This is a genomic window from Pseudoalteromonas sp. CH_XMU1449-3 (assembly GCF_037027245.1).
In the GTDB taxonomy this organism is placed as follows: domain Bacteria; phylum Pseudomonadota; class Gammaproteobacteria; order Enterobacterales; family Alteromonadaceae; genus Pseudoalteromonas; species Pseudoalteromonas shioyasakiensis.
This window is the reverse complement of record NZ_JAYMDY010000010.1, coordinates 111,845-137,656: the sequence shown is the minus strand read 5'-3', so window position 1 is coordinate 137,656 and position 25,812 is coordinate 111,845. Positions and strand designations below refer to the sequence as shown.

Below are 25,812 nucleotides of genomic sequence, written 5' to 3'. Positions count from 1 at the left end.
AACTGATTGATGGTTAGGCAGGCATTGCAGCCTGCTTAACAAAAATCATTGGTCTTTTGTAAGTTCTTTAACCAATCGAACAAATCATTATCGTAGCGCTTTAGACGCTGTTGATGTTTGTCATTAAGGCTATAAAAAGGCGCAATACAAATATACTTTTCGCCCATAATAAGTACTAAGCGCAAACCAAAAAATGAGTAATGGTGAATAAACTGCACTTGTCTTGCATGCATATGACGGCATTGTCCAAATAAATTACGGTAATGCACACCATGGCGACACACCGTTAAATTGCGCTTTGAATTAAACACCAACAGCGCTAATAGTAATGAAACAGTGCACAGTAAAAAACTAAAAAGTAAGCTGCTCACTTCTGATGAGCTATAAATGAATCCCACAAATAAGATTACGTTAAATGCAGCTAACAGTGCCCATCCCCTAAACTCAAAGCGCTTTTCTAAATCAATGACCTTCATTTTTGTTCCTAGATTTTTATTTTTTGCGATGGTGTCAGCAAAATGTGGAAGAAAAATGGATTTACCTAAAAGCACGCTAAATTAGCATTTATTTTATTCTCACTTTCAGCTTGTTACATAAAAGGTACAAAGGTGTTAATCGAAACTTATCATTAGCAATTCAAGTTACATTAAGTTTTAGTTATTACACTATTAGTAAATTTTTAGAACACAAAGGGAAGAAATGATGAACTTTAAAACTACATTACTTAGCAGCGCCGTTTTATTTGCACTTGTTGGTTGTGGCTCAGATGACGATAAGAACGATTCAGTTGATCCTCAGCCGCAAACTGCACAGTTCACGTTAGGTGTGTCTGATGCACCAGTGACAGGTTTAAAAGCTGTAAATGTTGTGTTTGATTCAATCACATTGAAAACCCAAGGTGGTGAAGAGTTCACTTTTGAGACCCGTGAAGATGATGATGAAACCATGCCTGAAATGGTTAATTTATTAGACTACACAGGTGATGATGTATTTTCTTTATTAGAAGATGAAGAAGTAGCTGCGGGTGAATATCAATGGATCCGTGCAGATGTCATCAATGGTGACACAAACGATTTAACCATGACTTCGCATGTTGTTTACGAAGATGACAGCATTGCACCACTGGTTGTTAAACGTAAAGGCAACGATGGTATCGGTGAAATTCAACTTGATGGTTTTACCCTAAACCAAGCTGGTAACGAGTTTGTTATTGAATTTGACCTTAAAAAGTCACTAGTTGATCCACAAAATAGTGATGAGATCTTCTTAAAACCACGCGGTGTTCGCTTAGAAAACCTTGCTGAATCTGAAGATATCGAAGGCACTGTAAGCGATGTACTTATCGCTAACTGTGAAACTGATAATATCGATATCGCACTAGAAGATGGCTCATTCGGTCATGCTGTTTACTTATATAGCAGCGATGTTGAAATGCCAATGGACAACTATGAGGTTAACGAAGATGAAACACCATTAGATGCACCTCTTGCAACGGCGGATGTTGTTTTCGATAGCGAAGATAACCAATACGAATTTGAACTTGCGTTCATTCAACCAGGTGATTATCAACTTGCTTATACCTGTGCAGCGCACATCGATGACGTAGAAACGCAAGACGAAGCATTTACGCTTTATCAAGTAAAACCAATTACAGTAACATCGGGTGAAGACTTAGACGTGTCTTTCACTGTTTCTGAATAATATTGGCATACCCCATCAAAAGCCCGCACTGTGTGCGGGCTTTTTGTTGTTTATAGTGTATCGTAACGAATAATCACTTCGGATATCTGATCTACCACTTTATCCGCACCGGTTTTAATGTCTTCCATGATCATGCTGACTTCTTCAACATTTTGCTGAGACTCACCAGACAGAGCTTCAATTTCTTCGATAAGAGCCGTCATTTTTGCTGCGATTTCTTGCGTCTTACCAATTAAGCCTGATATTTCACTGGTCGACACAGAAGTACGTTGCGACAAATTTCTTACTTCATCGGCAACCACCGCAAAGCCGCGACCATGCTCCCCGGCTCTGGCAGCTTCAATCGCTGCATTTAAGGCAAGTAAGTTTGTTTGCTCTGCGATGCTATTAATGGTTGTTACAATTTCACCTATTTGTGATGACTGCTGCGCTAACACATCCGACAGTTCACGAGTTTGATGAACTTGCTCGCTCACTTTTTTTGATGACGCAACACTGCTTAAAATTCGTTGCTTACCATTGGTCACGACTTGCGAGGTTTCTTCAGACGTGTGGCCGGCATTTTCAGCTGCATGTTTAACTTCTTCGGTGCTGTTAACTCTGGCAGTGACATCAGATGCAAACTTAATGATCTGCGTCACTTTACCCTGTTTATTAAAAATAGGGTTATAGGTTGCCTCTAAGTAAAGCGGGCTGCCATCACGTTTTTTACGAGAAAATTGCCCAGAGAAAATGCGCCCGTTAGCAAGCTCTTGCCAAAAGTTGGGGTTCTTTTGATAAAAGTCGTCATAACAAAACAGTTTGTGATGCTGACCTTGAATTTCAGCAAGACTGTAACCTACAACATTTAAGAAATTATCATTTGCAGAAATAATATGACCATCCGGCGTAAAGCGGATCATCGCGGTGCTTTTATTAACGGCATCATAGATTGCCGACATTTCATCAAGTTTTTCGACTTCTTTAGTAATTTCTGAAGCGAACTTAATTGCACAGCGCACCTTGCCATCATCACCGCGTACCGGAAAGTAGGTTGCACGCAGCCAAATATTTTCGCCGGCACCATTTATGCGCGAGAAAACCCCTGACTTTGCTTGGCCTCTAGCAATATCTTGCCAAAACGTTTGATACTCTTTTGAGCTGCTATATTCAGGCGCACAAAACTTACTATGATGCTGACCAATAATATCGCCAGCTTGCACTTTCATTGTTTTACAAAACAAATCATTGGCTTCGAGAACAGTTCCATCTGGTGTAAATTCGATATAAGCAATATTTTCTCTGATCCCAGCTAAATATTGCTGACTTTTATCAACATCATGCTGCAAGGCATCAATGAGTTGATCTTTATTTTTACTAAACCACATTGAAACACCAGTTATTAGGGTAGTTAAATAAATATTAGCTCAGTAGCACAAGAAATAGAATTACAAAATGGTTCTTTTTTCTTAATGATTAACAGGTTAACCAACTGCCAGTTCTAACACTCAAGCGCTTTCTTCTTAAACATTGAGCAAATATATAATATTATAAGCTTTACCCAAACAGCCTAGGCTTTGTTATGACATCGCGTATTCTCAAATCGATTTTCTACTCATCTTTTCTATTAGGCTCTGCCGTATTTTTGCAAGGCTGCCAAGAACAACCTCAATCTGATCATATTGCCGTCACTGGCGGACTCATCCAAGGGCAAAAAGAGGGGCGTTTTATTGCCTACAAAGGCATTCCGTATGCTGCACCTCCGGTGGGAGAGTTACGCTGGCGAGCACCAGAGCCTGTGCCTAAGTGGCAAGATGTAAAAGTACTTAACGATTATGCGCCTGACTGTATGCAAAAACCATTTGCAGCCGATGCAGCACCGCTTACAACAACCCCTTCGGAAGATTGCCTTTATTTAAATGTATTTAAACCCACTAAACACAGCGATACCCCTTACCCTGTTGTGGTATGGATACACGGTGGTGGCTTTGTAAATGGTGGCGCATCACCCGCTGTTTATTCAGGTGAGAGCTTTGCTAAACAAGGGGTTATTTTTGTTAGCTTTAATTATCGCCTAGGCCGATTTGGCTTTTTTGCGCACCCTGCTCTTAGTCGTTTTGAGAACGATGCACTGGGCAATTACGCTTTAATGGATCAAATTGCGGCCCTTGAATGGGTGAAACAAAATATCGCTCAATTTGGTGGTGATGCTGCAAAAGTAACGCTAATGGGTGAATCTGCAGGGGGCGCATCGGTACATGCGATGATGCAAACCCCTGCTGCTAATGGCTTATTCCAGCAAGCGATTATTATGTCAGCAGGCGGACGAGAGCTTTTTAAGCAGTTGCCTCTAACTAGTGATGATGACACCGTATTAAGCGCCGAAAAAATTGGCGAAAACTTTGCCAAGCAACACACCATTTTAGGCAGTGATGAAAATGCCCTTGCTGCACTACGTGAGTTATCTGCCGAAGACGTGGTTGATGACCTAAATCTGAGCACATTAAACCGACAAAATGATGTTGAACCTACGTACGTTGGCGGGCCAATTATTGATGGCACCATCATCAATTCGGCGACTGAAGCGCGCTTGAGTAAAGGCACATTTAGCTATGTTGCGACCATGGTTGGCACAGCAGATATGGATTTAGGCTTTGCTAATTTTGCTTCTAAAGAGGCGTTATTCGCAAGTTTTGCTCCACACAGTACACAAGCAAAAATGACTTACGATGCAAGCGGCGAAACGCCATTGCCTTTACTCAATTACCAAGTTGGTCAAGATGCTTTAATGCAAGAGCCTGCAAGGTTCGTTGCAAAACGTGTGACAGATATGGGGAAAGATGCCTTTTTGTATCGTTTTGGTTATGTGGCGCAAACCTTAGATAAACCTGGTGCAGAGCACGCCAGCGAAATTCCATACTTTTTTAATACTGTGGCAGCGAAATATGGTCATGTCACCACTGAGCAAGATAAGCAAGCCGCTAAAATAATGCACCGTTATGTGACGAATTTTATTAAATTAGGCACACCCAATGGCCCAGGTTTACCGACTTGGCAAGCATATAAAAATGATGAATCTTATATACTGCAAATGAGTAAATCAGGGACTGCAGAGTTTTTACCGGATCCCTTACAAGCTCGGTTAAACATCACAGAAACAAAAGCTGAAAAACAATAATCAAATAAGGCGCTTAATATAAGCGCCTTATTTTTATCCTTGCTGCTGAATATACTCAAGCGCTGTCATCTTGTGATATGTCACATTAGGATGAAATACGTGAGTAGGATCTGGGTCTACTACTTCAATTGGCGTGCCTTGACTGCGTGCAATATCGAGTGCCATTTGGGTAATATTGACGCTAAACGAGGTGCCAATAAAGACGATTTTATCGGCATCAAGCATGCGCTGTTGCGCCTCAGAGATTCGATAAAGCTCAGTGTAGTATTCGTCAAATAACAACACGTAAGGCTTAAACGACTCGTTGAGCTTGGGGCTTTCATTATTAATATTGAACACCTCAAGCAAGGAGTTGTGGAGGTTGTCTTCGTTGACATTATCCCACGGCGCGTTAAAAGCCATCACATCGTCACCTTGATGGTGAAATAGTGTCATTTGATCTAAGCGACCATGAATAGCAATAAAATCGGTGTTACCTGCTTTGCCATCAAGGCCATCGATATTTTGCGTAATGAGATTTTTATCACTCAACCAATGATGCACTTCATTGGGACCGTGATGGCGATAGGTTGCAAAGCGATGATAATACCAAGCTAAAAATTCGCGGGGATTATTTTCGTACATAGCACGCGTTGCCATTTCCATCGGCGTATAATTTTTGCTGCCAATGGTCCAATAACCATCCTCGCCACGAAAGGTCGGTATACCGCTAGCGGCACTCACTCCCGCCCCTGTAATATAGAGTGTATTCATAGAGATAACTTTACCTTGTAACCAAGTGCATCGGCTGTCACTTGTTGATTATTATCCATACCACCAAGACGATACAAACTTCCTTGGTGCTCTAATAAACCTCGATGATCCATGCTCGCGGTACCGGCTTTTGGCATCACTTGCCACGTGTTTTTATCAACATCAAAGCGCCAAACATGATCACTCGCTGGCGCTGGTTTACCATCGTACCCCATACCATTGTAGTTATATGGGTTATCAGAGCCGCCCATCATATAAATGTCGCCATTAAAACTGGTTGCTGCCATACGGTAATGGGCAACACCTGTTGGGTGTGGCACGGTACGCCAATCTATCTTTAATGGGTTATCAGCATCAATCGTACCTTTTAAGCACTGTGCAACCGCAGCGAAAGAACGGCGTTTATCAGCATTCGCCTGTGTTTTAACGCCATCACATACCAATATAGTGTTTCCACTAATTGCCGCCGCTTGGCCAAACACCGGTTGACCTAAAAATGGCGAAGCCTGTTGCCAAGTATCCGTTTGCGTATCATACACTTGTACTAAGTTAACATTGCCATCGTTATGCCAACCACTGACTAAATAGATATAACGCTGCTGGTACGAAAGCGCCACGCTGTCATCCACCGGCACTGGCATATTGGCCAGTTGCGTATATGAATTAGAGAGCACATCATAGCGATATACATCGGGTGTAGAGATTTCTTGATGATCGGCGCTAACGGTATACCCACCAAATACATAGGCATGTTGACCCACACCCACCGCAGTACTCGCCAAGCGGCCACTAAGAGGCAACGTACTTGGTACGGCTTTAGCTGCTTGCCACGCCTTATCGCCCACTTTAAGGACCCACACTTTATTGTGAACATCTGTATGTGCTTTGCCTGAGCTCAAGCCCATAAAGCTTAAAAAGTATGCTTGTTCATCAATAACAACTTTGGCTACAGCGTTGTTCGCGACGGGTTCAGGTAAGGCAGGTATGGTTGCAAGTGCAATAGAAAATAACAGGCTCATAAATTAAATAGGTAACTTAACACATCGCTAAAGAATACCATTTTATGAGCCTGAAGAAAGGCTCGCTATTAGTAAGCAATACTAATACGTTGATTTAAATGAGCTGCCGATTGTGCTTCATCAAGCATCGCTTTAGCATAATCAGTGACTGATATTTTGCTTTCGCCGTTTGCATCAGTAAAGAAGCTGTCGCCACCAACACGGTACGGGCCTTCTGACTCACCTGGGTAAATGACCGCAGCTGGTGATACAAAAGTCCAAGCTGTATCTGCTGTTGATGCTCTAAATACATCAAGTGCTTCACCTTGAGCTATGGCTTCTGCTTTGTATTCAGCAGGAAAGTCTGGGCTTGATACCAGTGTTACACCAGGTGCCACTTCTAAGCTACCTGCACCACCCACCCATAAAATGCGTGTGCCTGTACCTGCAAGCGCGTTTAATAATTGCTTTGCTGTGTTTGCAACAATTTCATGGTTACCTAAAGCACGACCACCAATTGCCGCAATAACAACATCACTACCTGTAGCTGCAGTTGCGATATCGTCTTTTGTTAAATCAAATTCAGTCACAGTAACGTTATCTTGAGTTACTTTACTTACGTCTCTAACTAATGCATTTACTTGATGACCACGTGCGATTGCTTCTGAAGTAATGTGGCTGCCAATCCAACCTGTTGCGCCAATAACTGCTAATTTCATGAGGAATTCTCCGTTGTTTGTTTCAATGATTGCAGTTTACTTGTTCACTAATTACTGATAAATACACTAAATAGATACACATTGTTTCACTTTAAGATACCAATGGATAAACTCAATTCAATTACTAGCTTTGTCGAAGTTGCCCGTACAGGCAGTTTTACTCAGGCTGCAGAGCATTTAGGTTTAAGCCGATTACAAGTTTCTAGGCATATTCAAGATATAGAAAAGTGGCTAAATTTAAGATTGTTTCATCGTACAACACGCAAAGTAAGTTTAACCCTTCAAGGCGAAGAAGCCCTTAGCTATTGCCAGCAAATATTAAATCAAGTATCTGATTTACAAAGCCGAGCGCATAGCCATAACAACGAATTAGTGGGTACTATTCGCGTTGCCTCACCGATTGGGCTTGGCCAACATAAACTGTTTGATGCCATTAAAGAGTTTACCAAACGCCATCCACAGACGCGCTTTGAACTGTTACTTTCAGATAGTTTATCGCAGCTGGTTGATGACCGCGTTGATATCGCTTTGCGCTACATCCACCAGCCTGACGAAGGTCTTATTGCCCGTAAGCTAATGTATATCGCAACCGCCGTATGTGCTTCTAACGATTATTTAGCTGCGAACCCACCGATTAATGAGCCGAGTGAATTATCTGTTCACAATTGCCTTGTTCATAACAAACACACTATTTGGCAATTTCAACACGACGACAACACACAAAAAGTCACGGTTAAGGGCAACATTGTTGCCAACGATATGGGCGTACTTTTAAAAGCAGCAAAACAAGGAATCGGGGTAGCTCACCTACCATGTGATCTCGCCAATGACTATTTGGCATCAGGTGAGCTTGTAAAAGTACTGCCAGAGCACACTACTATGGGCTCTCACTTATGGGCGGTGTATTTATCGCGTAACTTCCAACAAAATGTGGTGAGAGCGTTCATCGACTTTTTAGCAGAGCACTGGCAACACGATATTTTATAATCTAAACCTGCTGCAAATACGTATAGGCTATAAAAAGGAGCCGAAATGCAGCACTTAGATCATGAAATATCACGCATCATAGAGATGGCGTGGGAAGACAGAACCCCGTTTGAAGCAATAAACCAACAGTTTGGATTAAACGAAAAAAACGTTATCGCGCTAATGCGTGAGCAATTAACACCTTCGAGTTTTAAACTTTGGCGAAAACGCGCAGCGGGTAGGCAAACCAAACACTTAAAACTACGCCATCCAGATATATCCCGTGGTTATTGTAAAACCCAATATAAACATAGATAGTTTACTCGGCTTAAACCTAGTATGAAAAAGATTACTGATTCAGTTGATTAGCAAATTGCCCTACTGCATCAACCACTTGCTGGGCACCGTGCTGTATGTCTTCCATCACTTGACCAGACTCATTTGATAAAGACACGCCTTGCTCAGCTTTCACCTTACCTTGCTCAATAACCTTTACTGTATTTTGCGTAAGTGACTGATTATTATTTACCACTTCAACAATTTCTTCGGTGGCTTTTGAGGTTCTTGAAGCAAGCTGTCTGACTTCATCAGCAACCACCGCAAAACCTCGACCTTGCTCACCGGCACGAGCGGCTTCAATTGCTGCGTTTAGCGCCAGCAAGTTCGTTTGCTCCGCAATGCTACTTATACTTTGCACAATGGCTGCAATTTGCTGTGACTGTTTATCAAGGGCTGAAATCTCTTGGGCTGCTTGCTCCATCTGCTGGGCTAATTCATTCATCACCGTCATGGTGTTTTGTAACACCTCAGCCCCTTGTTGAGCGAGTCTATCAGTCTCTGTTGATGTGCCATACGCAATTTCGGCCGCTTGGGAAATTGCCTGTTCACGATTAACTTGCTCAGTGATCACAGTGGCAAACTTCATCACTTTGTAAAGCTCACCAAAATCATTTGAAATGGGGTTGTATGAAGCTTCAAGCCACACTTCATTGCCATGACGGTCAACACGTTTAAAGCGATCAACAACAAACTCACCACGCTTTAAGCGCTGCCAAAACTTCTCATACTCAGCTGACTCAGCAAGTTCAGGCTCACAAAACATACTATGGTGCTTACCTACTATCTCTTCTTTTTTATAACCCATGCTCTCTAAAAACGGTTCATTTGCGTTAATAACCTTACCCTCTAAGTCAAACTCAATAACCGCCATCGAGCGATAGATGGCATTTATAGTGTCGCGCTGTTCACGAGAAGTAGAAATTGCATCGGTAAGCACAGTGCCGTAAATAGCAAAGTAATTAAGTTCGCCTTGCTCTGTGTGTACCGGGTGTGCAATCAAACGGAGCCACTCAAGCTTGCCATCATAGCGAGTTATTTGTAAGTGCCCTACTCCATGCTGCTGATTTTCAATGGCGTTTTTTAAGTCTTTAAATTGGTCAGTATTTAGAGATTGTTCAGTAATAATATCTTGGAAGGGCGAGTCAATTAGCTGGTTGTGCGAGTAGCCTAATTCATCTAAAAAGTTCTGGTTAATATAAGCCATCGTGCCATCAGCACGCAGCCTAAGCACCAACATCTCTTCATCAATACCCGAAGTGAGATCTTTTAGCGGATAAAGCTCAGCTTTTAACGCATCAATTTCAGCTTGTAAGGATTTACTAAACCACATAAAACGCCCTGATTTTTTATTAACGTGTTGTTGTTCATAAAATTGTAGAACAATTAACGCAGGGCGCTACTTTAAAATAAGGAAAAAGAATTAAGAAAAGTAATTTAACTAAGAAACTTGAGAGGTCAATTTAACGTATTTCTCAGCCAGCTCATCTAAAGTTTCACGATGATTTGGATCTGGCTTAATGCAATCAATAGGACACACACTAACACATGTAGGGTTATCGTAATGCCCAACACACTCAGTGCATTTATTTGGGTCTATTTGATATATCTTCGCGCCCATATAAATAGCTTCATTCGGGCACTCTGGATCACACATATCACAGTTAATACATTTGTTATTGATGAGTAATGCCATATCTATGTTTTTCCTATAAAAACTCTTTATTTACTAGGGCTGTAGTACGATTAAGTCTCAAAAAATAAAGCTCAATAAAACTCGATTAGCTCAATAAAACTCGTTGAGGTTCAGCTCCCGTAACACAAAAATGTAACACAAAAAAATAAGTTACATTTTCAAAAATCTTAAAATTTGTTACCAGACGAACCTATTTTATCATTCTTGCTGACATGTGTATGCACATCTCTCAAATAACACTAACTTACTGTTAATAAATAGGTTTTAATTAAATGAGTAAATTTTTGAATGAGGTAACTATGGATGAGTACTCGAAGGCACAAGAAAAATGGAAAGCAATCGAAGCACCTTTTACAGCAACCACTCTCAGATCTTGTGTTACAGCTGCAAAGTCAATAATAAACTACCGATTAAATGAGCATAAAAACTCAAAAAGCAGTAAGTCTCCAGAAAAGCGCATGACTAAATATGAGCCGAGCAATAACTTGCGGATTGTTATTAACGTAAATGGGAATGTTTCTATTTATGCGCACTTCCCAAGAAACCCTGGTTTAAAAGGTCAAAAGCTTGGTGAGTTTCCTCAACTCCAATTAGATGTAGCTCGACAAAAGGCTAATAATATTAAAAATGATACTTTCGATGAGTTCAGTATAGAGTATGTATTTAGGGCATTTGAGCAGCAACTTAAAGACAGAACCAAGAGAAACCCAGAGGGGTTCCGAGAAAATTCGTGCAATACCTATTTAGCGAGAGTTAAGAAGTTAAGGTCCTATTTCAAAATCGATGGACCATTTTCAAATCTAACTGCAGGTGAGTTAGAAACTATTTTAGATGAGATTATCGAAAAAGAATCTAAAGGGTATGCAAACGAGCTATATGCAGCTATGAAAAATATATGGCGCTTTGCTGCAAACAAGTATAATTACGGTCAAAACCCACTGCTCAACATTGATAAAAGCTACGTAACTAAAGCAGCTGGCCTACCCTCACCTTGTAATGCATATACCGATATAGATTCAATTGCAGAGCTGTGGATTAACTTAGAGAACTGTCGAAGTATTCACCAAAAGAATATTGTTAGATTTATGATTCTAACAGGTGTCAGACCTATAAATGCAAGATTACTTCGGTGGGAGTGGTTCGACTCACCTACTTTTCCAACACTTATTACATTTCCAGCCGATGCTATGAAGGGAAAAAAAGAGTTTAAGTTACCTGTTAGTAAAGAAATGAGGGCCATTTTTTTAGAGCAGCATAATTGGATGCAACAAAATAAAAACAAGTGCAATGATGAATTTGTTTTTTTGCGGCCAACGAACCCCAAATTACCATTCGCCAAAAGGTCAGTTGATAAAATAATAAAGGACTATAGCCCCATAGATGCTATAAAAGGCAATGTTGAAAAAATCAATGTAAAAGGAAGTAATGGGGCTTTCTGCACAATGTGCAGAAGTTTTGCGAAATCTAATATCAAAGATATTCTAATCAAAAGTGGTTATCGAAAATTAGAAGCAGAGGCAATCTCACGTTCGCTTCTTCATCATATAAGAAAAACAGATGACCCTAATGGTGAGAGCTATGATAAGTCTGATGAGCTATATCAAACAGATACAAAACTAAAGTTTGATGCACTAAAACTACACATCTACAGCATTATGTCTAAGGTCAAATTATTGAGTGCTCAACCACTTCGGGAAACTCGTTTAGAAAAAGAGCAAGCTGAAAGAAAAGTAGCTAATAATGCTAAAGATAAAATTCGCTTAAAAATTCGCTCCAAATACAATAAAAGCGAATATTCGCAGTTTATGAGCCGCTATATTGGAAATAATACAATTAAAAATTTAATACTGACCAATGTTGGGCGAACTCAAGTAGAGCAATATCTTGATGAGCTGGGCTTGTAGTTGTAATTTACCAAATAAAGAGCCACAAAACTATGTAAGTGGCTCTAATTTAAAGTGTTATGATTCAAATAAAATTTATTAACTTACATCAGCTTTATTGGCATATTTAAAAGCTAATACAGACTCTTTGGAGTAAGTAACATTTTTATGCGAGTAACGAAATACAACAAGTATATCTCTATTTTTATGCTCTTTAGCATATCGCTTAAATGTTGATGTACCTATATTTAGAATCTTAGCAGCTTCTGCTGCCCTTATTTCTTCAGTCATTTAAAACCTAATAATTATAAGCTAAAAACAATGCCTAAATATGCCTTTTTAAAGCAAATCTAAACCACTCTCGTATTTGAACTGTATACCTCGAGAAAAAGGTTACATTTAAAAAACTACTGTGTATACAAGTAATTACGATACCAATCGGAAGCTGGTGATTATTAATGGAAAAAAAATAAATTTACGAATAAAGCAATACTGGTCAGATCAGTTTGAAGTTAAAATATTAAGCAAAATCAGTTCAAACGCACATTATTTAACCTTTTTTGATTTATAAAAAGAGTTACATCATACATAATGATGGGTTGGCTTTAATTTCCACCATATTTACTGCTCACCCCACAAAAAATAGATGGAAAAAAAACGAACCGAAAGGTTCACAAGTTCTCTTAACGTGACTGAAGAAAGTTGTTGGGTTAGTCAAAATAACGCTTCTTACGAATTTACCTCATCTTCGGTTATGCACATAAATTACTCTCAAAAAGCAAAGCCACTATCAAGATAAGTCCTTTTTTCAAAACACTCCTCACTGGTACAAAACGCCGCATTCTGCTGCAATTTTGGAGCGCAGCGGACAATTTTTCCAACAGCAGTGCTTTATTAGCTTTTCTTTGTTTTGCACTTTTTAGTCTTTAACCAATTTTGGTCAATATCTATTCTAGATAGTGAAATATTGTAATTTAGCGCCCGCAGAGTTTTTAAAGAATTCTTTAATGTCACCTTTGAGAAAAATGGGAGCTCTTTCGGTATATCTTTGGTTGTAGCAATTGCATAAACCACCCTATACTCACTTGGATCAGGCCTTGGTTTTGGGTCAGCCAATTTGATTGATGCTGGCAATTTGGGGTTCAACTTTTCTCTGTAATCAGAGTCTTTTATAAACGCTTCCGCTGCAACAAACCCTTGAGAGAATAAGTGACTTAGTGTGCTCGAGCTTCTGTATAACTTGACATGAACAAATTCATTTCCACCCTTTATCAAATCACAGTGCTCTAACTTGTCATATGGGCCACCAATCTGAATATTCTTTTTATCCATCAAGCAAAAAACGCTGTTTGCCTTTGCAACCTGCTCGTTGTAGTCGCCCTCGTCGTCATGAGAATATATGGGAAAAGTGAATGGATGAATGTCAATATCGCTGAGGTAGTCATCCACTGCTGATACAAAATCACAGTTTACTTTGTACCATACTCCATTTCTTAAAATATAATGATCGTTTCCAAATTTAATTTCAGCATACAAGCAGCGGTAGACAGGCCAACTTTTAATAGACTGATACTCATTGTTGTTTAAGTGAACAACGTTACTCTTCATTAACTCAACTGTGGGGGGAACATCATTCAGGTATGCTATATAGTCATCGAAAGATAAAACCACATGTCGGAGAGTTTTCTGATACATATCAAATGAATAGCCGATTTGACCTTCCCAGTCTACTATTTCTGGCTCCCCTAACCAGAAATTAGCAACATTGTTACTACTCAAGTATTGATCTAGTTCCAAATCTAGTATTTCAATCTCGTCATAATCCCGAACCCTATTGATATTTTCTACCCAGCTAAATTTATCTGGAAGATTAGAACGATATTGCTTGATGGACTTTGAAAGAATCGCGGGTATATCTGAAAGGTTAGTTTCTACTGCTATTGTCAGAGCATCCCTGCCAGTTACATGACTACCAAACTCTTTTACAAGTGATGTGCCTGTTACCGCATAAAGCATCTCCATCTCAGAATCCAGATGAAGATTAAATATATCTACATCCCGTGTGCTTTGAGTTCTTGAATTCAATGGATTGTGGTCATAACTGGCTTTGTCTAGGCTTCTAAGTTTGTCAGGATCTACCGAGTTCAGCGTCACTTTTAGACCGAAATCACGCTCAATAGACTCTTGTTTTAAAAGGTGAAAACCAGTGCCAAAAGACAGTACAAATGTAGCTCCTGATATTCTTACAACAAATACAGCCCCTACATTTGAAGATGTACCGAATTCAGACGCATTAACTTGGGCATCTGTTGTAAACAATCTAGTCCAAGGAGGAGAATTTTTTGGTGGCTGCTTTTTGATGTAAAGACGGGCTGATTCAGTTTCTGGTAAGTAGAGCTCAATAGGTTGCTTAGTATTTTCTAACTTTATAACATCAGAGTCTGGCTTGCTCCCATCTCTCGCCAAGTAGATAGAAAGTTTTTCTTTTCTGTTTTGCTTTACTTTTTCCATAACTCCCTTCCCGGATAAGTAAGATTAAACTAGTACTCTCATAGATTAGACAAAATAGCTGTTTTAATTGCGTAAACTGTCCGTAATCCTTTGTTGTTTATCCTGTCGGCCTGCTGGTATAACAACTCATAATTGAACAAAAATGTGTCAGATCCGTCGGACGGCTCTATACAATTTCATAAGGTGGTAACGCTCTTTTAAGATATTAGACCTCGCCTCTTTTAGGCTTAAGCTGAGTTTACTTGCTAGAAGTTGTACTTTTTTTAACATCCTCTACTAACTTAGGTATCATTTGTTCAACAGAGGCTAGCTGAGTGCCTATGTCCAAATTACCTTTTTCTGCTATCACCTCAATATCAGAGAATAACTCTCTTAATTTGTTAGCGCTTATTTCACCACACATCCCTTTTAACGCATGCGCTATTTGACGGACCTCTTCACTATTCCCTTGTTTGTGTTGCTCTATTAGTTCCTGCACTTTAATAGGCGCTTTAACAACAAACACTTCACAAATTTTGTTTAGTAAGACTTCTTTATTTAATAATCGTGCAAGGGCTTGTTCGCGGTCCCAGAGCTTTTCTTCTTTGAGTTCATTTCCGGCAAGAGGAATTGCTTTAGATTGCCCCTCGTAGCTTGATAATGACCATTTGACGACCTTTTCTAATACTTTAACTGCCTCAATTGGCTTACTCACATAATCACTCATCCCCACAGCTAAGCATTTTTCCTTTTCACCAGCCATCGCGCTTGCGGTCATTGCAATGATAGGAATATCAATAAACGACTCTCCTGCTTTTCCTGTGCGTATTTTTTCACATACTTGATAACCATCTAAAATTGGCATTTGGCAGTCCATCAGTATGCAGTTTATTTGCTTCTCACTTGTGTTGAAGTGATTTAAAAGTTCAATTGCATCTCGTCCATTACTTGCTGTTAAAATATTTATAAGCAGCTCATCTAATGCGCCTTTAGCAACTTCAATGTTGATTTCGTTATCGTCGACAATCAATACCGTACAACCTTTTAATTGCTCAATGACATCATCTGAAAGTTCAAAGCCGCTGGTTTCAGAAAGTAGATATAATGGGTCACTTTTTGGCACTTCGTAGCCAGCTACTTGCACCAGCTCTGTTTGGGTTGCAGGCTTTGTAATTTGAGAAACTTTTGACGCCATACCTTTAGGAAGTGGGTTTCCTGGCTGATGAAGTGTTATAAACTGAGCGCTTTGGTTATTTTCGCTTAAAACTTCAATAATAGAACCTATGTTATTCGTTGTATCATCTTCATAGTCTAAGAACACGTAGTCAAAAACTTTGCTTTTATGTGCGCCAAGCTCTGCCATAGAGCATGTGCTGACAATACCGCCTAGCAAACTGATTGTCTTATCTAAAACCTCCCAAATATTTGGATTACTGCTCGCCACCAAAATGGCTTTATTCTCGTAGCATTTTACAGGAACCTGAATGCTTTCTGCATTGCAGCGAACTTTAATATTGAAGGTGAAAACACTGCCTTGGTTTAACGTTGAACTGACAGAGATGTCTCCATCCATTAATTGGCATAATTGTTTACAAATAGACAAGCCAAGTCCGGTCCCCCCAAACTTTTCTGATATTGCTGTACTTGCCTGCTGAAACGCATCAAATAATTGTCCTTGTGTACTAGACGCGATCCCTATTCCCGTATCTTGGACCTTCACTTTTAAATTGTGTGTACCTTCTGATATGCGCTCAGAACTAACAATGACTTTGATATAGCCTTTATCAGTAAATTTTATCGCATTACTGATTAAGTTATTTAAAATTTGGGTGAGTCTGAGCGGATCTGTTTTAACATTCTCACAGTTTAAGTCACTGGTATCTAAATATACATTTAACCCTTTATCAAAGGCTCTAATAGCACTCGATTCAACTAGCCTTTCAATTAGCAGTTGTAGATTGATTGTTTTAAGATTTAGATCCAATTTACCTGCTTCGATCTTTGATAAATCAAGTATGTCATTAATTAATAGATTTAAATTTGACGCACTTAGCTCCATCATTTCAACAAGGTTTCGTGATTTACCAGACAACTCTTCTCGTTTTAAAATGTTTAAAGTGCCAATGACTCCATTTAGCGGAGTACGAAGCTCATGGCTTATATTCGATATGAATGCACTTTTTATATCGCTATGCTTAATGGCATCATCTTTGGCCTCTGCAAGTGCTTGAGTACGCTTTCGAACTTTTGCTTCAAGCTCTGTGTTTAATCGCTTTACTTTTATCTCTGCATCTTTTTCTTTTGTTATATCTCTAATAATTAAAGCAAGCCCTATTAAGTTATTGTCTTCAGAAAAAACGGGGCTCACAGATATAGCGTAATGAAGCGTTGTTTCGCCAAATTGTTCAGATAATTCATCTTTAATTTGTGATTTAGAGCTTTGAATATCAGTTACGTAGGTGTGGATGGGTAATTTTGAAAGAAACTCAACATCTTTGGATTGCTTTCCTAATGCTGTCACTTTAGAAATTGATAACAAACGCTCCGCCGTATTATTTACACTTGTTAACTCACCCTCTAGATTTAACCCAACGATTGCATCGATTGACCCATCAACTATTGCAGACGCTTCTCTGCGAGCTTCTGCTAATAACTGACTTCTTGTCGCATTTCGATAAAACATGATTAATAGCACAGAGGTGAAAGCTATGACTGCAACTAAAAAACTGTATGTAATGATACGCTTCTCATTAATCAATGCCTCTATATGTTTATCAGGAACTAGAAGACTAAAGTTTATATACCCATACTTTTTACCTGGCCTCGTTTGTACCTTTTCCGAATGAACATAAAACTGTAATTCAGGGTTAAGTTTTGGTTCTATCGTATACAGCCCCTGATATTGTATTTTCTGCTTGTAAAGTTTATCCCACGTAATGTCAGGATTTAAGTCTCGTGAAAATTGATATTCTTCAATAGGATGGTAAACAAAGTCCCCCTCAGAGCTACTAATGATTAACTCAGAGTAATCGAAAACTGTTTGTTTAAGATTATTAATGAGTGAATTCGCATTTACATTCATAATTAAAAATGCATACCGCTTTCCTTTATCACTAAAGATGGGAATAGAAAAACGTAGCATTGGCTGGTAGGGAAAAACCACTTCACCAAATTCTTTATTTAAAGTAAGTGGCGACATGTAAATTTGACTCGTTTCGAGCTGAGAGCTTGGTAAAAAGTATGGCTCACCACTTTTAGCCTGCAATGAGTAATCAGGCACAGCTTCCACAGATGCGCCTACCCGTTGCACGCGTATTAACTCTTTACCTTCGGCCGTAACAGCAATAACACGGAGTTGCTCAACAGCAAGATTATTCTCCATAAAGCCAATAAATATGGTTTCTAGACGCTCTTTCCACTGGTTGTATGTAGTACCATCGTATGGATCAATTCCATCATTAAATTCAGCTCTTGGTAAACCAGATATGGGGGGAGTCGAGTATAAAAAGCGGAGATCTGATTTTGACTCAGCAATTGAACTAGTTACTATTTCTTTTAAGCGCTCTTGAGTCTCAGAAAACTCTTGATCAATTGAGCCTAAAACATCATTTTTAACGTGCCCTTCAAAAAAATAAACTGCGAATAAGCCAAAAATGCAAAACACAAAGGAAACTATTGTTAAAAATATCTTTGAACCAACAAAACTTGCACCACCTTTATCATGAATATTCATACTATGTCCGTTCAATATTTGTTCTACACCACTTTAGCAAGATAGACCTTAAAGCGTCATACTCGAGTGGCTTTGCGATATAATCATCCATTCCGGCGTCAAAACAGCGTTGCTTATCAGCACTTAATACATTAGCAGTTAAAGCAATAATTGGCGTATGTTTGAAAGCAGAAAACTCTCTGATTTTTACAGCGGCTTGGGGGCCATCTAATACTGGCATTTGCATATCCATAAAGATGATATCAAATACGCCTAGTTCACATTGTTCAACAGCTTCCTGACCATTATTTGCCATATTTATAGAGGTGATATTAAATTCATTAAGCATCGCTTCAATTACTATCTGATTAATGTCATTATCTTCAACAACAAGCGCATTGATATTAGATAAATCTATATCTTCTTTAGGTTTAGTTAATAAAACATCTTTGTGATCTAAGTCCATTGAAGATAGTGTGCGCTTTGCTAACAGAGAAAAATAAAAATGAGATCCTTCACCTAGTGCACTTTCGACTTGTAGAGGTGCTTCCATCAAATCTAATAATCTATTTGATATAGTGAGGCCCAACCCTGTACCACCAAAACGTCTTGTAATAGACGTATCTGCCTGAGAAAATGCTTCAAAAAGTGTACTCAAGTGCTCACTTGCAATCCCGATCCCTGTGTCTGATACATTAAACGTAAGCTTTACTTCATCAAGCCCAATCTCTTGTATGTTTACTGTTAACGAAACGCTTCCTCTCTCTGTGAACTTTACAGCGTTACCCAGTAAATTTATCAACACCTGCTTTAAGCGTGTTTCGTCGGCCAAAAAAGCCAGCTTTTCAACTTCCGGAGTTGTAGAGATATAAAGCTGAATATTCTTACTATCTGCTTGCTCCTGAAATAGGTGTTTTAGCTCCTCTAAAAGATAGCTTAAATCTACTGGTTCAGACTCAAGTTCAATTTTTGAAGCCTCAATTTTACTCAAATCAAGAATGTCGTTAATAATCACTAATAAGCTTGCACCTGAAGACTGTATGAGGTGTAGCATTTTGCTTTGTTCTTGTGTGAGTGTCGTGCGGCTCATCTGGCGAGCCATGCCTAAAATACCATTCATCGGTGTTCTAATTTCATGGCTCATGTTTGCTAAAAACTCTGACTTAACTTTTGTTGTATGCTCCGCGCTTTGCTTCGCTTCAGATAGGTCTTTACTTAGCTCTCTAAACTTATTAGCTGCCTTGGCTAAAATACCAATTTCGTCTTTTCGTTTTAAATCATAAATTTGTGCTTCCAAATCTCCGTCTAAGAAATGTGTGAAGCTATTTGTTAAGCGTTTAATCGCACGTGTAATTTGCAAGTGAAAGAATGCTGATAGAGAGACAATGTAAATAACAACTATCAAAGCAAGTACATTTAAAATGCTTTCTGTCATTGAAACCGTCTTTTGAGCATCCCGTTTTATTTGTTTTAGCTGAGTTAATGAATCTTCCTTTAAGCTATTCGCAAGCGTACTAAATTCAATTGCATCTCCAGCCATTACTACATTTACTAAGCTTAAATAGTTTCGATTAGCCTGAACACTTTTTGAAAAAGTATTTCGATAGCTATTAGACAAATCGATCATATTTTTAAATTTAGATTTATCTGCAACGTTTTTAGATAGCGAGTTCAGTATTTTTTCAACTTCAGCTCTTTTGGCATAATCTTTTTTTGTTAAGAATTTATAAGCATCACGATGCAGCATGTGCCATAGGTTAAGATACTCTGTGACAAACAATTTCTCATTTGTATCAGTAGCCTTAGCTTTTAAATTTTCAAGAAGTGAAACTGCATTCAAATAAACTTGGGGTAATTCTTTTTCAATTAATTCATTCCGTTGTGTAAAACGAAGTGTCAGTACTTTTAAATTAGCGCCATAACGACTTACAAGCTCCGCCATACCATTAAGATGAATTTGAATACTTTCTGCACCTTTTCCTACATTAATTTCAGCTAATCGCTTTTCAATACTGTCATAATTTACCATGATTTTTTTAAAAACGGGGGCACTACCTGATGCACCATAAACTGAAATATCCCTTTGCATCTCAACAATATCTTTATTAATTTTTAAAATATCCACAGCATAGTTGCTAATCTTACCAATGTTATTGAAAGAGTCCTCAATCGTTTTAAGCCTTTGATTCATAATCAAATAACTCGTGCTCATAGCAACTAAGACAAGCACCATTGCTAGCGACATTTTGACTGCAAGAGATTTTGAAAAAAAACTTAACAATTTACTTCCTTATGCGTTAAGTAGTTCATACCACTTATCTAAACTGTAGTCATAATTTGGCATCACAGTATTCCAAACCGCAATATTCGAAAACCGTTTAATATAACTGCCACCATCCCTTATTTCGCCTGCTTTAATAGATACTTTTCCATCTGTTCCCTTCAAGTCAGTTGATGCTTCTTGTCCTTCATACCAATAGTTCCACTCAGGTTTAGACATAAGCGGTTGGCTACGACTAGGGTTAGAAATGTAATATCCTTGCCTTGCTATAAATGCACCTGGGTAGCCAGATAACCACCAGTTCATATACTCATACGCAGCATCTTTAACATGCCCATGGGTATTTTTTGATAAACACATAACTCCATGCCATGCTCTGTAACCTTCTTTTGGCGATGCATAAGTTACTGGAATGCCTTGCCCATTTAGCGCACTGACACCTGGTGAGAACATACTTTGGATATTTACTCTTTTTGTTTTCATAAAATCAACAGATTGCGGTACTGACGTCCAAAAACCTGAAAAATGACCTTGCCGTTTCTTTTCAAATAAAATGGCAAATAATTGGTCAATCTCGGCAATAGTCATATTGCCGAAATCATTAAATTTCATTAATCCTTTAGCTTGAGCAGCTAGAGCAGCGTCAAAAATGCCTATTGTTGGTGCATTCACTAATGCTACTTTCCCTCTATTCTTTTCATCTAATAACCATGCCCAAGATTCTGTTTCGTAGGGAATACCTTTTTCAATAACATTCGTGTTATAGCCAAATGAATCGACATTATGTACATAAGGCATGAAGCTAATTAATTTGGATGGTGTTTCTCGTAACGAACCATCCGGCTGTGCGTAAAGAAGCTTATTTGGTGAATCGCCTGAACCTAACTTTGCATCCGGTACAATTTTGCCTGTCTTGGAAAGTGGGTTTATTTCATCCCAATAAACAAGTCTATCAACCTCGATTGGCTGAATAGCATCTGCTTGCCACAAAATATTAATAGAGTCAGACCATTGCTCATACAAATCAAAAGAACTAGGGTCTGCTGCTGCTTTTTGCAAAACGGCGGCACTTCCCATTGGCGAAAACTCAATGTTTATACCTAGTTCGCGCATTGCTCTTTGTCTAAGCTCTTCTTGCAACGTAACATGTGTTCCCATTACACGAAGGGTTACTTTGTTCTTTGCAAAAACATAAGGGGCTTTAAACGCAAGTGTTGATGCCGCAGCACCAACACCGAGTGTTTTTAGAAAGTCTCGACGCTTTTGGGAATGTTCCATTGTATTTCTTGGTAAGTTAACAATCTCCAAAGTATAGGCTATGTTCCTGAGGTTTCTACAAAAAGCAGTAAGAAAAGCCTAAATCAATCACAAAAACTAAGCCTAAAACAGTTTCGCCCATCACTTTTAGCCGCATAAAGCGCCTTATCTGCGCAATTAATTAGCTCATTAAAGCTCACCTTATTTTGATGCTCATAGATAACCCCACCGATACTGACTGTCGCGCGGCCACAAATAGACTTAACATGCGGGATATTAATCGTCTCAAGCTCAGTTGATATACGGTCACATATGAATTTAACACCTTCGAAGTCAGTGTATGGCAGTATGATAAGAAACTCCTCGCCACCATATCGTATTGCTATATCTTGAGGTCGTTGAATAGAACGCTCAATAACATCAGCAATTAGTTTCAGGCAAGCATCTCCTTGAGGGTGCCCGTATTGATCGTTGTATAACTTAAAGAAATCTAGATCAAGCATTAGCAAACTGAACGATTTCTTCTCTCTTGAAGTTTGTTTAAAAACATTAGCAACTTCAAGGTCTAAATAGTGCCGATTAAATAAGCCTGTCAATGGATCTTTATAGGTAAGCTCTATTAGTTTTTCTAATCGAAGCTTATTCTCTAAGTGATTTTTTGTACGATGTATCAACGTGGATGCTGTGATGGGTTTACCAATAAAATCGGTAGCTCCGGCTTCCCAGCATGCATTTTGACACTCTGTATCGTAAGTCGAAGTGATGAAAATTATTGGGATATTTTCGAATGTAGCTTTAGCCTTAAGTCGCCTACAAATATCCAGACCACTTATATCCGGTAAATTAATATCTAGTAAAATCAAATCTGGAAGTAAATCCTCACAGGCTTCTAAAACAGCCTGACCAGAAGAGTATGCATCCACGGAAAAATGATCCTCTAAAATAACACCTAGACTTAACCTGACCATCTCATCATCATCAACAATGAATACTTTACATTGTGATAATGGTTTTAAACTTAAGGGCATAATATTCCTTCAGCTTTACTGGTTTGAATTAGTTTATCAGCGTTGTCGAATCTCAATGGTTTACTAAGTAAATAACCTTGGCCTATTTGACAGCCAAGCTCTTGCAGTCGATCTTTTTGCTCTAAAGTTTCAATCCCTTCAGCCACAATTTGGAGTTTTAAAGAGTGAGCTAGTTCAATTATAGTCGTTACAATATTGAGCGCTTGCTCATCGTTAAGCATATCGCGCACAAAAGACTGATCTATTTTTAGCACATTTAGCGGGAACAACCTTAAGTATGAAAGACTGGAATACCCAGTTCCAAAGTCGTCAAGAGCAATACTGACACCCATACCAGAGATAAGTTTTAATTGACTTACAGTATAATCAAAGTTTTCAATTAAGGCCGACTCTGTCACTTCTAACTCTAAATAACGACTTGGTAATTGGGTTCTTTCAAGAATTTCGGCAACAGTATCTACAAGTTTAGTATCTGTGAATTGTTTAGCAGATATATTTACTGCTACTTTAATAGGCAGACCTTTATCAAGCCAAGTTTTCGCTGCAATACAGCTCTTTTCAAGAACTTGTTCTCCTAAGCGAAAAATAAGCCCCGTTTCTTCTGCATATTCAATAAAGTGAACAGGAGAAATAAAGCCACCTTGCCCATCTTTTAAACGAACTAAGCTTTCTACACCAATCAGTGTGTCAGTGTTTAAATCATATTTAGGTTGATAATGAACGTCGAGATCATCTTCATCTAATGCCTTTCTTAGTTTATTTCCAACCTCAAGACGCCTATTCATTTCAACCTGTAAATCATCACTAAAATAGAAGTAACTATTAGCAGATTCGTTTTTTGCTTTGTACATTGCGGAGTCTGCATGGCGAAGCATTTCTTCTACACTTGATGCATCATCAGGGTACACACTTATGCCTAAACTTGCTGAAAGAACATGCTGCTCACCACCTGACCTGAAAGGCTTACCAATAACATTAAGAACCTGATTAACCAGTGGCTCTAAACTTAAAGAATTAGCCGAGTGAGGAACAACGAGTGCAAATTCATCTCCCCCAACACGTGCGACTGTAATATCGTTACATGCGAATCGATCCAAGCTGTGACCAATATGTGCAATTATCTCATCACCGATATGGTGCCCTAAGGCATCATTAATAAACTTAAACTTATCTAGATCAAGTAACATTAAGCTTAACTTAGTGTCATTAAAAGCAGCCCTAGCAATACCCTGCGTAAGTCTATCGTGAAGTAACACTCGATTTGGTAATGATGTTAACTGGTCATGATGAGATAGATATGTCATCTGCATCGACATAGCTAAGGCTTCGCTCACATCTTGAAATACCATAACAGCGCCGCATTGATTATGGTTTTTATCAAGAATTGGAGCTGCGCTGTCTTCAACTCGATGTTCAATTCCTTGCTTACTAATCAATTGCGTATTTAAAGCCATGGCGACAGGTCTATTTTCTTTTAAAGCAACAGATAAAGGGTTAATGGACGGTATTTTAGTTGTCGCGTCGCATAACTTCATGACTTCTTCAATATGGCGACCTTTTGCTGCAGTTTGTGACCATCCTGTTAGTCTTTGTGCTACAGGGTTCATGTATACAATATTTGCGTTTTTATCAGTAGAAATAACTGCATCCGCAATCGAATCTATCGTAATTCTTAACTGCTCTTTTTCAGCAAATAGTTCTTCTTGTGTTAGCTGTAATACCTTTTCTTGCGTTCTTATTTTTATATGATTTTCAATACGAATTCGACAAAGTCTGAGGTTTAGCGGTTTAGAAATAAAGTCTATCGCGCCTAAAGATAAGGCTTTTTCTTCAATCGCAGGATCGCTGTGAGACGTAATAACAACAGTTCTAATATGTGCCAAAATAGGCTTTTGCTGTATCACTTCTAAAATGTCAAAACCGCTGACTTTAGGCATTTCTAAATCAAGAATCAAAATGTCTGGTCTAATTTTTTCAATCAGCAGTATTGCTTCAGAGCTGTTGTTAGAAGTTGAAATATCTCCAATTCCTTCTAAAGCATGCTCCAGCTGTAAGGTATTAATTTCTTCATCATCAATGATTAGAACACTGCAATTGTCCATTTAGGGTTCCCCTCAATACTTTGTACCTACTAACAATAACGCTAAAACAGTAAATTTGCGACACACTTTTTTATTAGTCTTAAAATATTACTTTTAGTTTTTTTTAGTAGTTTTTGAGGTTGATTTACTTTGCCAGAAAACAGCATATTCAGAGCATAAGAAAATATTAAAGTCGCAATCACCTTCAACAGTTTCTAACTTAGAGCTAAAGAAATTAAAGAAAGAAGCAGATTTCACAAAGTCTTCGCTCAAAACAGAGCTTTACAATATTAGGTTAACTCCTTTTGAGTCAGAGATTTATTAGCAAAAAGTCAACTTTATAGAATAGAGTCAATCCCACCAGTTTGCTTTGGTTTGCTTTAGGTATCTTCGAGTCACCTTTAGTTATATTCGTTTTGAGGAATAAACTAGCAAGAATTTACAGTTAAATCTGGGCGAAGTCTTAAATACATATAAAACAGGCCTTATTGGAATTTGAACACAAAAAAGCCCACTGATGTGGGCTTTGGTAAGGACATTAACTAAAACTAACGAGAATTTGATTACCAACTTTTTGTATTAGCTGAGAAAGTTTTGCTCAAATCTAAATTGACAGTCACCGATTAAAAACGGGTAACGGTCAGATCTAGTGCAAACTATTTCTTATTTGATGTGTATTTTCTTTTCAAAATTTCTTTGATCAGATAATAAATAGCAGCGAATAAGATGATTGTTGTTACACCTGCCCAAAATG

At 38.6% G+C, this 25,812-nt stretch carries 19 protein-coding genes; 5 read left to right on the top strand and 14 right to left on the bottom strand.

Going from position 1 to position 25,812, the window contains the following annotated elements:
- Positions 1–35 precede the first annotated feature (35 nt).
- The gene (locus WA256_RS13800) at positions 36–476 is read right to left on the bottom strand and encodes a hypothetical protein (protein WP_269407286.1); all 441 of its coding nucleotides are present in this window, start codon (positions 474–476) and stop codon (positions 36–38) included.
- Positions 477–702: 226 nt separating this feature from the next.
- On the opposite strand from WA256_RS13800, the gene WA256_RS13795 reads away from it, so the two are divergent.
- Positions 703–1,701 carry a DUF4382 domain-containing protein gene (locus WA256_RS13795; RefSeq protein WP_062565824.1) on the top strand — a complete coding sequence of 333 codons (999 nt, stop codon included), beginning with the start codon at positions 703–705 and terminating at the stop codon, positions 1,699–1,701.
- A 50-nt stretch (positions 1,702–1,751) separates the two neighbouring features.
- On the opposite strand, the gene WA256_RS13790 is transcribed toward WA256_RS13795, so the two are convergent.
- Complete coding sequence (locus tag WA256_RS13790; protein ID WP_335992360.1) at positions 1,752–3,068, bottom strand: methyl-accepting chemotaxis protein; 1,317 nt, start codon at positions 3,066–3,068, stop codon at positions 1,752–1,754.
- A 194-nt stretch (positions 3,069–3,262) separates the two neighbouring features.
- Between WA256_RS13790 and WA256_RS13785 the strand changes: the two genes are divergently transcribed.
- Positions 3,263–4,858 (top strand): carboxylesterase/lipase family protein, encoded by a 1,596-nt coding sequence (locus WA256_RS13785; protein WP_335992358.1) that lies wholly within the window; start codon positions 3,263–3,265, stop codon positions 4,856–4,858.
- Positions 4,859–4,891: 33 nt separating this feature from the next.
- On the opposite strand, the gene WA256_RS13780 is transcribed toward WA256_RS13785, so the two are convergent.
- From WA256_RS13780 to WA256_RS13770, 3 genes are all read right to left on the bottom strand, one after another.
- Positions 4,892–5,611, bottom strand: a complete 720-nt coding sequence (locus tag WA256_RS13780; protein WP_335992355.1) for an SIR2 family NAD-dependent protein deacylase — start codon at positions 5,609–5,611, stop codon at positions 4,892–4,894.
- A complete protein-coding gene (locus WA256_RS13775) occupies positions 5,608–6,630 on the bottom strand; it encodes a Kelch repeat-containing protein (protein WP_062565828.1) in 1,023 nt (340 codons plus the stop codon). The genes WA256_RS13780 and WA256_RS13775 overlap by 4 nt, the downstream gene beginning before the upstream one ends.
- Positions 6,631–6,698: 68 nt before the next feature.
- Positions 6,699–7,328 (bottom strand): NAD(P)-dependent oxidoreductase, encoded by a 630-nt coding sequence (locus WA256_RS13770; protein WP_335992349.1) that lies wholly within the window; start codon positions 7,326–7,328, stop codon positions 6,699–6,701.
- Positions 7,329–7,430: 102 nt separating this feature from the next.
- Between WA256_RS13770 and WA256_RS13765 the strand changes: the two genes are divergently transcribed.
- Complete coding sequence (locus tag WA256_RS13765) at positions 7,431–8,315, top strand: LysR family transcriptional regulator (protein ID WP_062565830.1); 885 nt, start codon at positions 7,431–7,433, stop codon at positions 8,313–8,315.
- A 45-nt stretch (positions 8,316–8,360) separates the two neighbouring features.
- Positions 8,361–8,612: a TIGR03643 family protein gene (locus tag WA256_RS13760; RefSeq protein WP_062565831.1), complete on the top strand. Its 252-nt coding sequence runs from the start codon at positions 8,361–8,363 to the stop codon at positions 8,610–8,612.
- 31 nt (positions 8,613–8,643) lie between these two features.
- Here WA256_RS13760 and WA256_RS21055 read toward each other — a convergent pair whose 3' ends face one another.
- Positions 8,644–9,963, bottom strand: coding sequence for a methyl-accepting chemotaxis protein (locus tag WA256_RS21055; RefSeq protein WP_442961439.1), 1,320 nt, complete (start codon positions 9,961–9,963; stop codon positions 8,644–8,646).
- Positions 9,964–10,071: 108 nt separating this feature from the next.
- Positions 10,072–10,326, bottom strand: a complete 255-nt coding sequence (locus WA256_RS13745; protein ID WP_062565833.1) for a YfhL family 4Fe-4S dicluster ferredoxin — start codon at positions 10,324–10,326, stop codon at positions 10,072–10,074.
- Between the two features lie 272 nt (positions 10,327–10,598).
- Here WA256_RS13745 and WA256_RS13740 point away from each other — a divergent pair, with 272 nt between their 5' ends.
- Positions 10,599–12,230, top strand: a complete 1,632-nt coding sequence (locus WA256_RS13740; protein ID WP_335992340.1) for a tyrosine-type recombinase/integrase — start codon at positions 10,599–10,601, stop codon at positions 12,228–12,230.
- A 78-nt stretch (positions 12,231–12,308) separates the two neighbouring features.
- On the opposite strand, the gene WA256_RS13735 is transcribed toward WA256_RS13740, so the two are convergent.
- The 7 genes from WA256_RS13735 to WA256_RS13705 form a co-directional block, all read right to left on the bottom strand.
- Complete coding sequence (locus WA256_RS13735) at positions 12,309–12,500, bottom strand: hypothetical protein (RefSeq protein WP_335992336.1); 192 nt, start codon at positions 12,498–12,500, stop codon at positions 12,309–12,311.
- 603 nt (positions 12,501–13,103) lie between these two features.
- Complete coding sequence (locus tag WA256_RS13730) at positions 13,104–14,720, bottom strand: TIGR04141 family sporadically distributed protein (RefSeq protein WP_335992333.1); 1,617 nt, start codon at positions 14,718–14,720, stop codon at positions 13,104–13,106.
- 238 nt (positions 14,721–14,958) lie between these two features.
- Positions 14,959–18,432 (bottom strand): ATP-binding protein, encoded by a 3,474-nt coding sequence (locus WA256_RS13725; protein ID WP_335992330.1) that lies wholly within the window; start codon positions 18,430–18,432, stop codon positions 14,959–14,961.
- A 1-nt stretch (position 18,433) separates the two neighbouring features.
- Positions 18,434–20,692 (bottom strand): hybrid sensor histidine kinase/response regulator, encoded by a 2,259-nt coding sequence (locus tag WA256_RS13720; RefSeq protein ID WP_335992327.1) that lies wholly within the window; start codon positions 20,690–20,692, stop codon positions 18,434–18,436.
- Between the two features lie 9 nt (positions 20,693–20,701).
- Positions 20,702–21,970 carry an ABC transporter substrate-binding protein gene (locus WA256_RS13715; protein ID WP_335992323.1) on the bottom strand — a complete coding sequence of 423 codons (1,269 nt, stop codon included), beginning with the start codon at positions 21,968–21,970 and terminating at the stop codon, positions 20,702–20,704.
- Between the two features lie 83 nt (positions 21,971–22,053).
- Entirely contained in the window at positions 22,054–22,977 is a 924-nt protein-coding gene (locus tag WA256_RS13710) for a GGDEF domain-containing response regulator (protein ID WP_335992319.1), read from the bottom strand.
- Entirely contained in the window at positions 22,968–25,079 is a 2,112-nt protein-coding gene (locus WA256_RS13705) for a two-component system response regulator (RefSeq protein WP_335992316.1), read from the bottom strand. Before WA256_RS13705 ends, WA256_RS13710 begins: the two co-directional genes overlap by 10 nt.
- Between the last annotated feature and the right edge of the window lie 733 nt (positions 25,080–25,812).

Coding starts and splice junctions, on each gene's coding strand:
- WA256_RS13790 (WP_335992360.1), bottom strand. CDS start 3,068: ATGTGGTTTAGTAAAAATAAAGATCAACTCATTGATGCCTTGCAGCAT.
- WA256_RS13765 (WP_062565830.1), top strand. CDS start 7,431: ATGGATAAACTCAATTCAATTACTAGCTTTGTCGAAGTTGCCCGTACA.
- WA256_RS13735 (WP_335992336.1), bottom strand. CDS start 12,500: ATGACTGAAGAAATAAGGGCAGCAGAAGCTGCTAAGATTCTAAATATA.
- WA256_RS13775 (WP_062565828.1), bottom strand. CDS start 6,630: ATGAGCCTGTTATTTTCTATTGCACTTGCAACCATACCTGCCTTACCT.
- WA256_RS13770 (WP_335992349.1), bottom strand. CDS start 7,328: ATGAAATTAGCAGTTATTGGCGCAACAGGTTGGATTGGCAGCCACATT.
- WA256_RS13785 (WP_335992358.1), top strand. CDS start 3,263: ATGACATCGCGTATTCTCAAATCGATTTTCTACTCATCTTTTCTATTA.
- WA256_RS13760 (WP_062565831.1), top strand. CDS start 8,361: ATGCAGCACTTAGATCATGAAATATCACGCATCATAGAGATGGCGTGG.
- WA256_RS13705 (WP_335992316.1), bottom strand. CDS start 25,079: ATGGACAATTGCAGTGTTCTAATCATTGATGATGAAGAAATTAATACC.
- WA256_RS13730 (WP_335992333.1), bottom strand. CDS start 14,720: ATGGAAAAAGTAAAGCAAAACAGAAAAGAAAAACTTTCTATCTACTTG.
- WA256_RS13710 (WP_335992319.1), bottom strand. CDS start 22,977: ATGCCCTTAAGTTTAAAACCATTATCACAATGTAAAGTATTCATTGTT.
- WA256_RS13740 (WP_335992340.1), top strand. CDS start 10,599: ATGAGTAAATTTTTGAATGAGGTAACTATGGATGAGTACTCGAAGGCA.
- WA256_RS13800 (WP_269407286.1), bottom strand. CDS start 476: ATGAAGGTCATTGATTTAGAAAAGCGCTTTGAGTTTAGGGGATGGGCA.
- WA256_RS13795 (WP_062565824.1), top strand. CDS start 703: ATGAACTTTAAAACTACATTACTTAGCAGCGCCGTTTTATTTGCACTT.
- WA256_RS21055 (WP_442961439.1), bottom strand. CDS start 9,963: ATGTGGTTTAGTAAATCCTTACAAGCTGAAATTGATGCGTTAAAAGCT.
- WA256_RS13725 (WP_335992330.1), bottom strand. CDS start 18,432: ATGAATATTCATGATAAAGGTGGTGCAAGTTTTGTTGGTTCAAAGATA.
- WA256_RS13745 (WP_062565833.1), bottom strand. CDS start 10,326: ATGGCATTACTCATCAATAACAAATGTATTAACTGTGATATGTGTGAT.
- WA256_RS13780 (WP_335992355.1), bottom strand. CDS start 5,611: ATGAATACACTCTATATTACAGGGGCGGGAGTGAGTGCCGCTAGCGGT.
- WA256_RS13715 (WP_335992323.1), bottom strand. CDS start 21,970: ATGGAACATTCCCAAAAGCGTCGAGACTTTCTAAAAACACTCGGTGTT.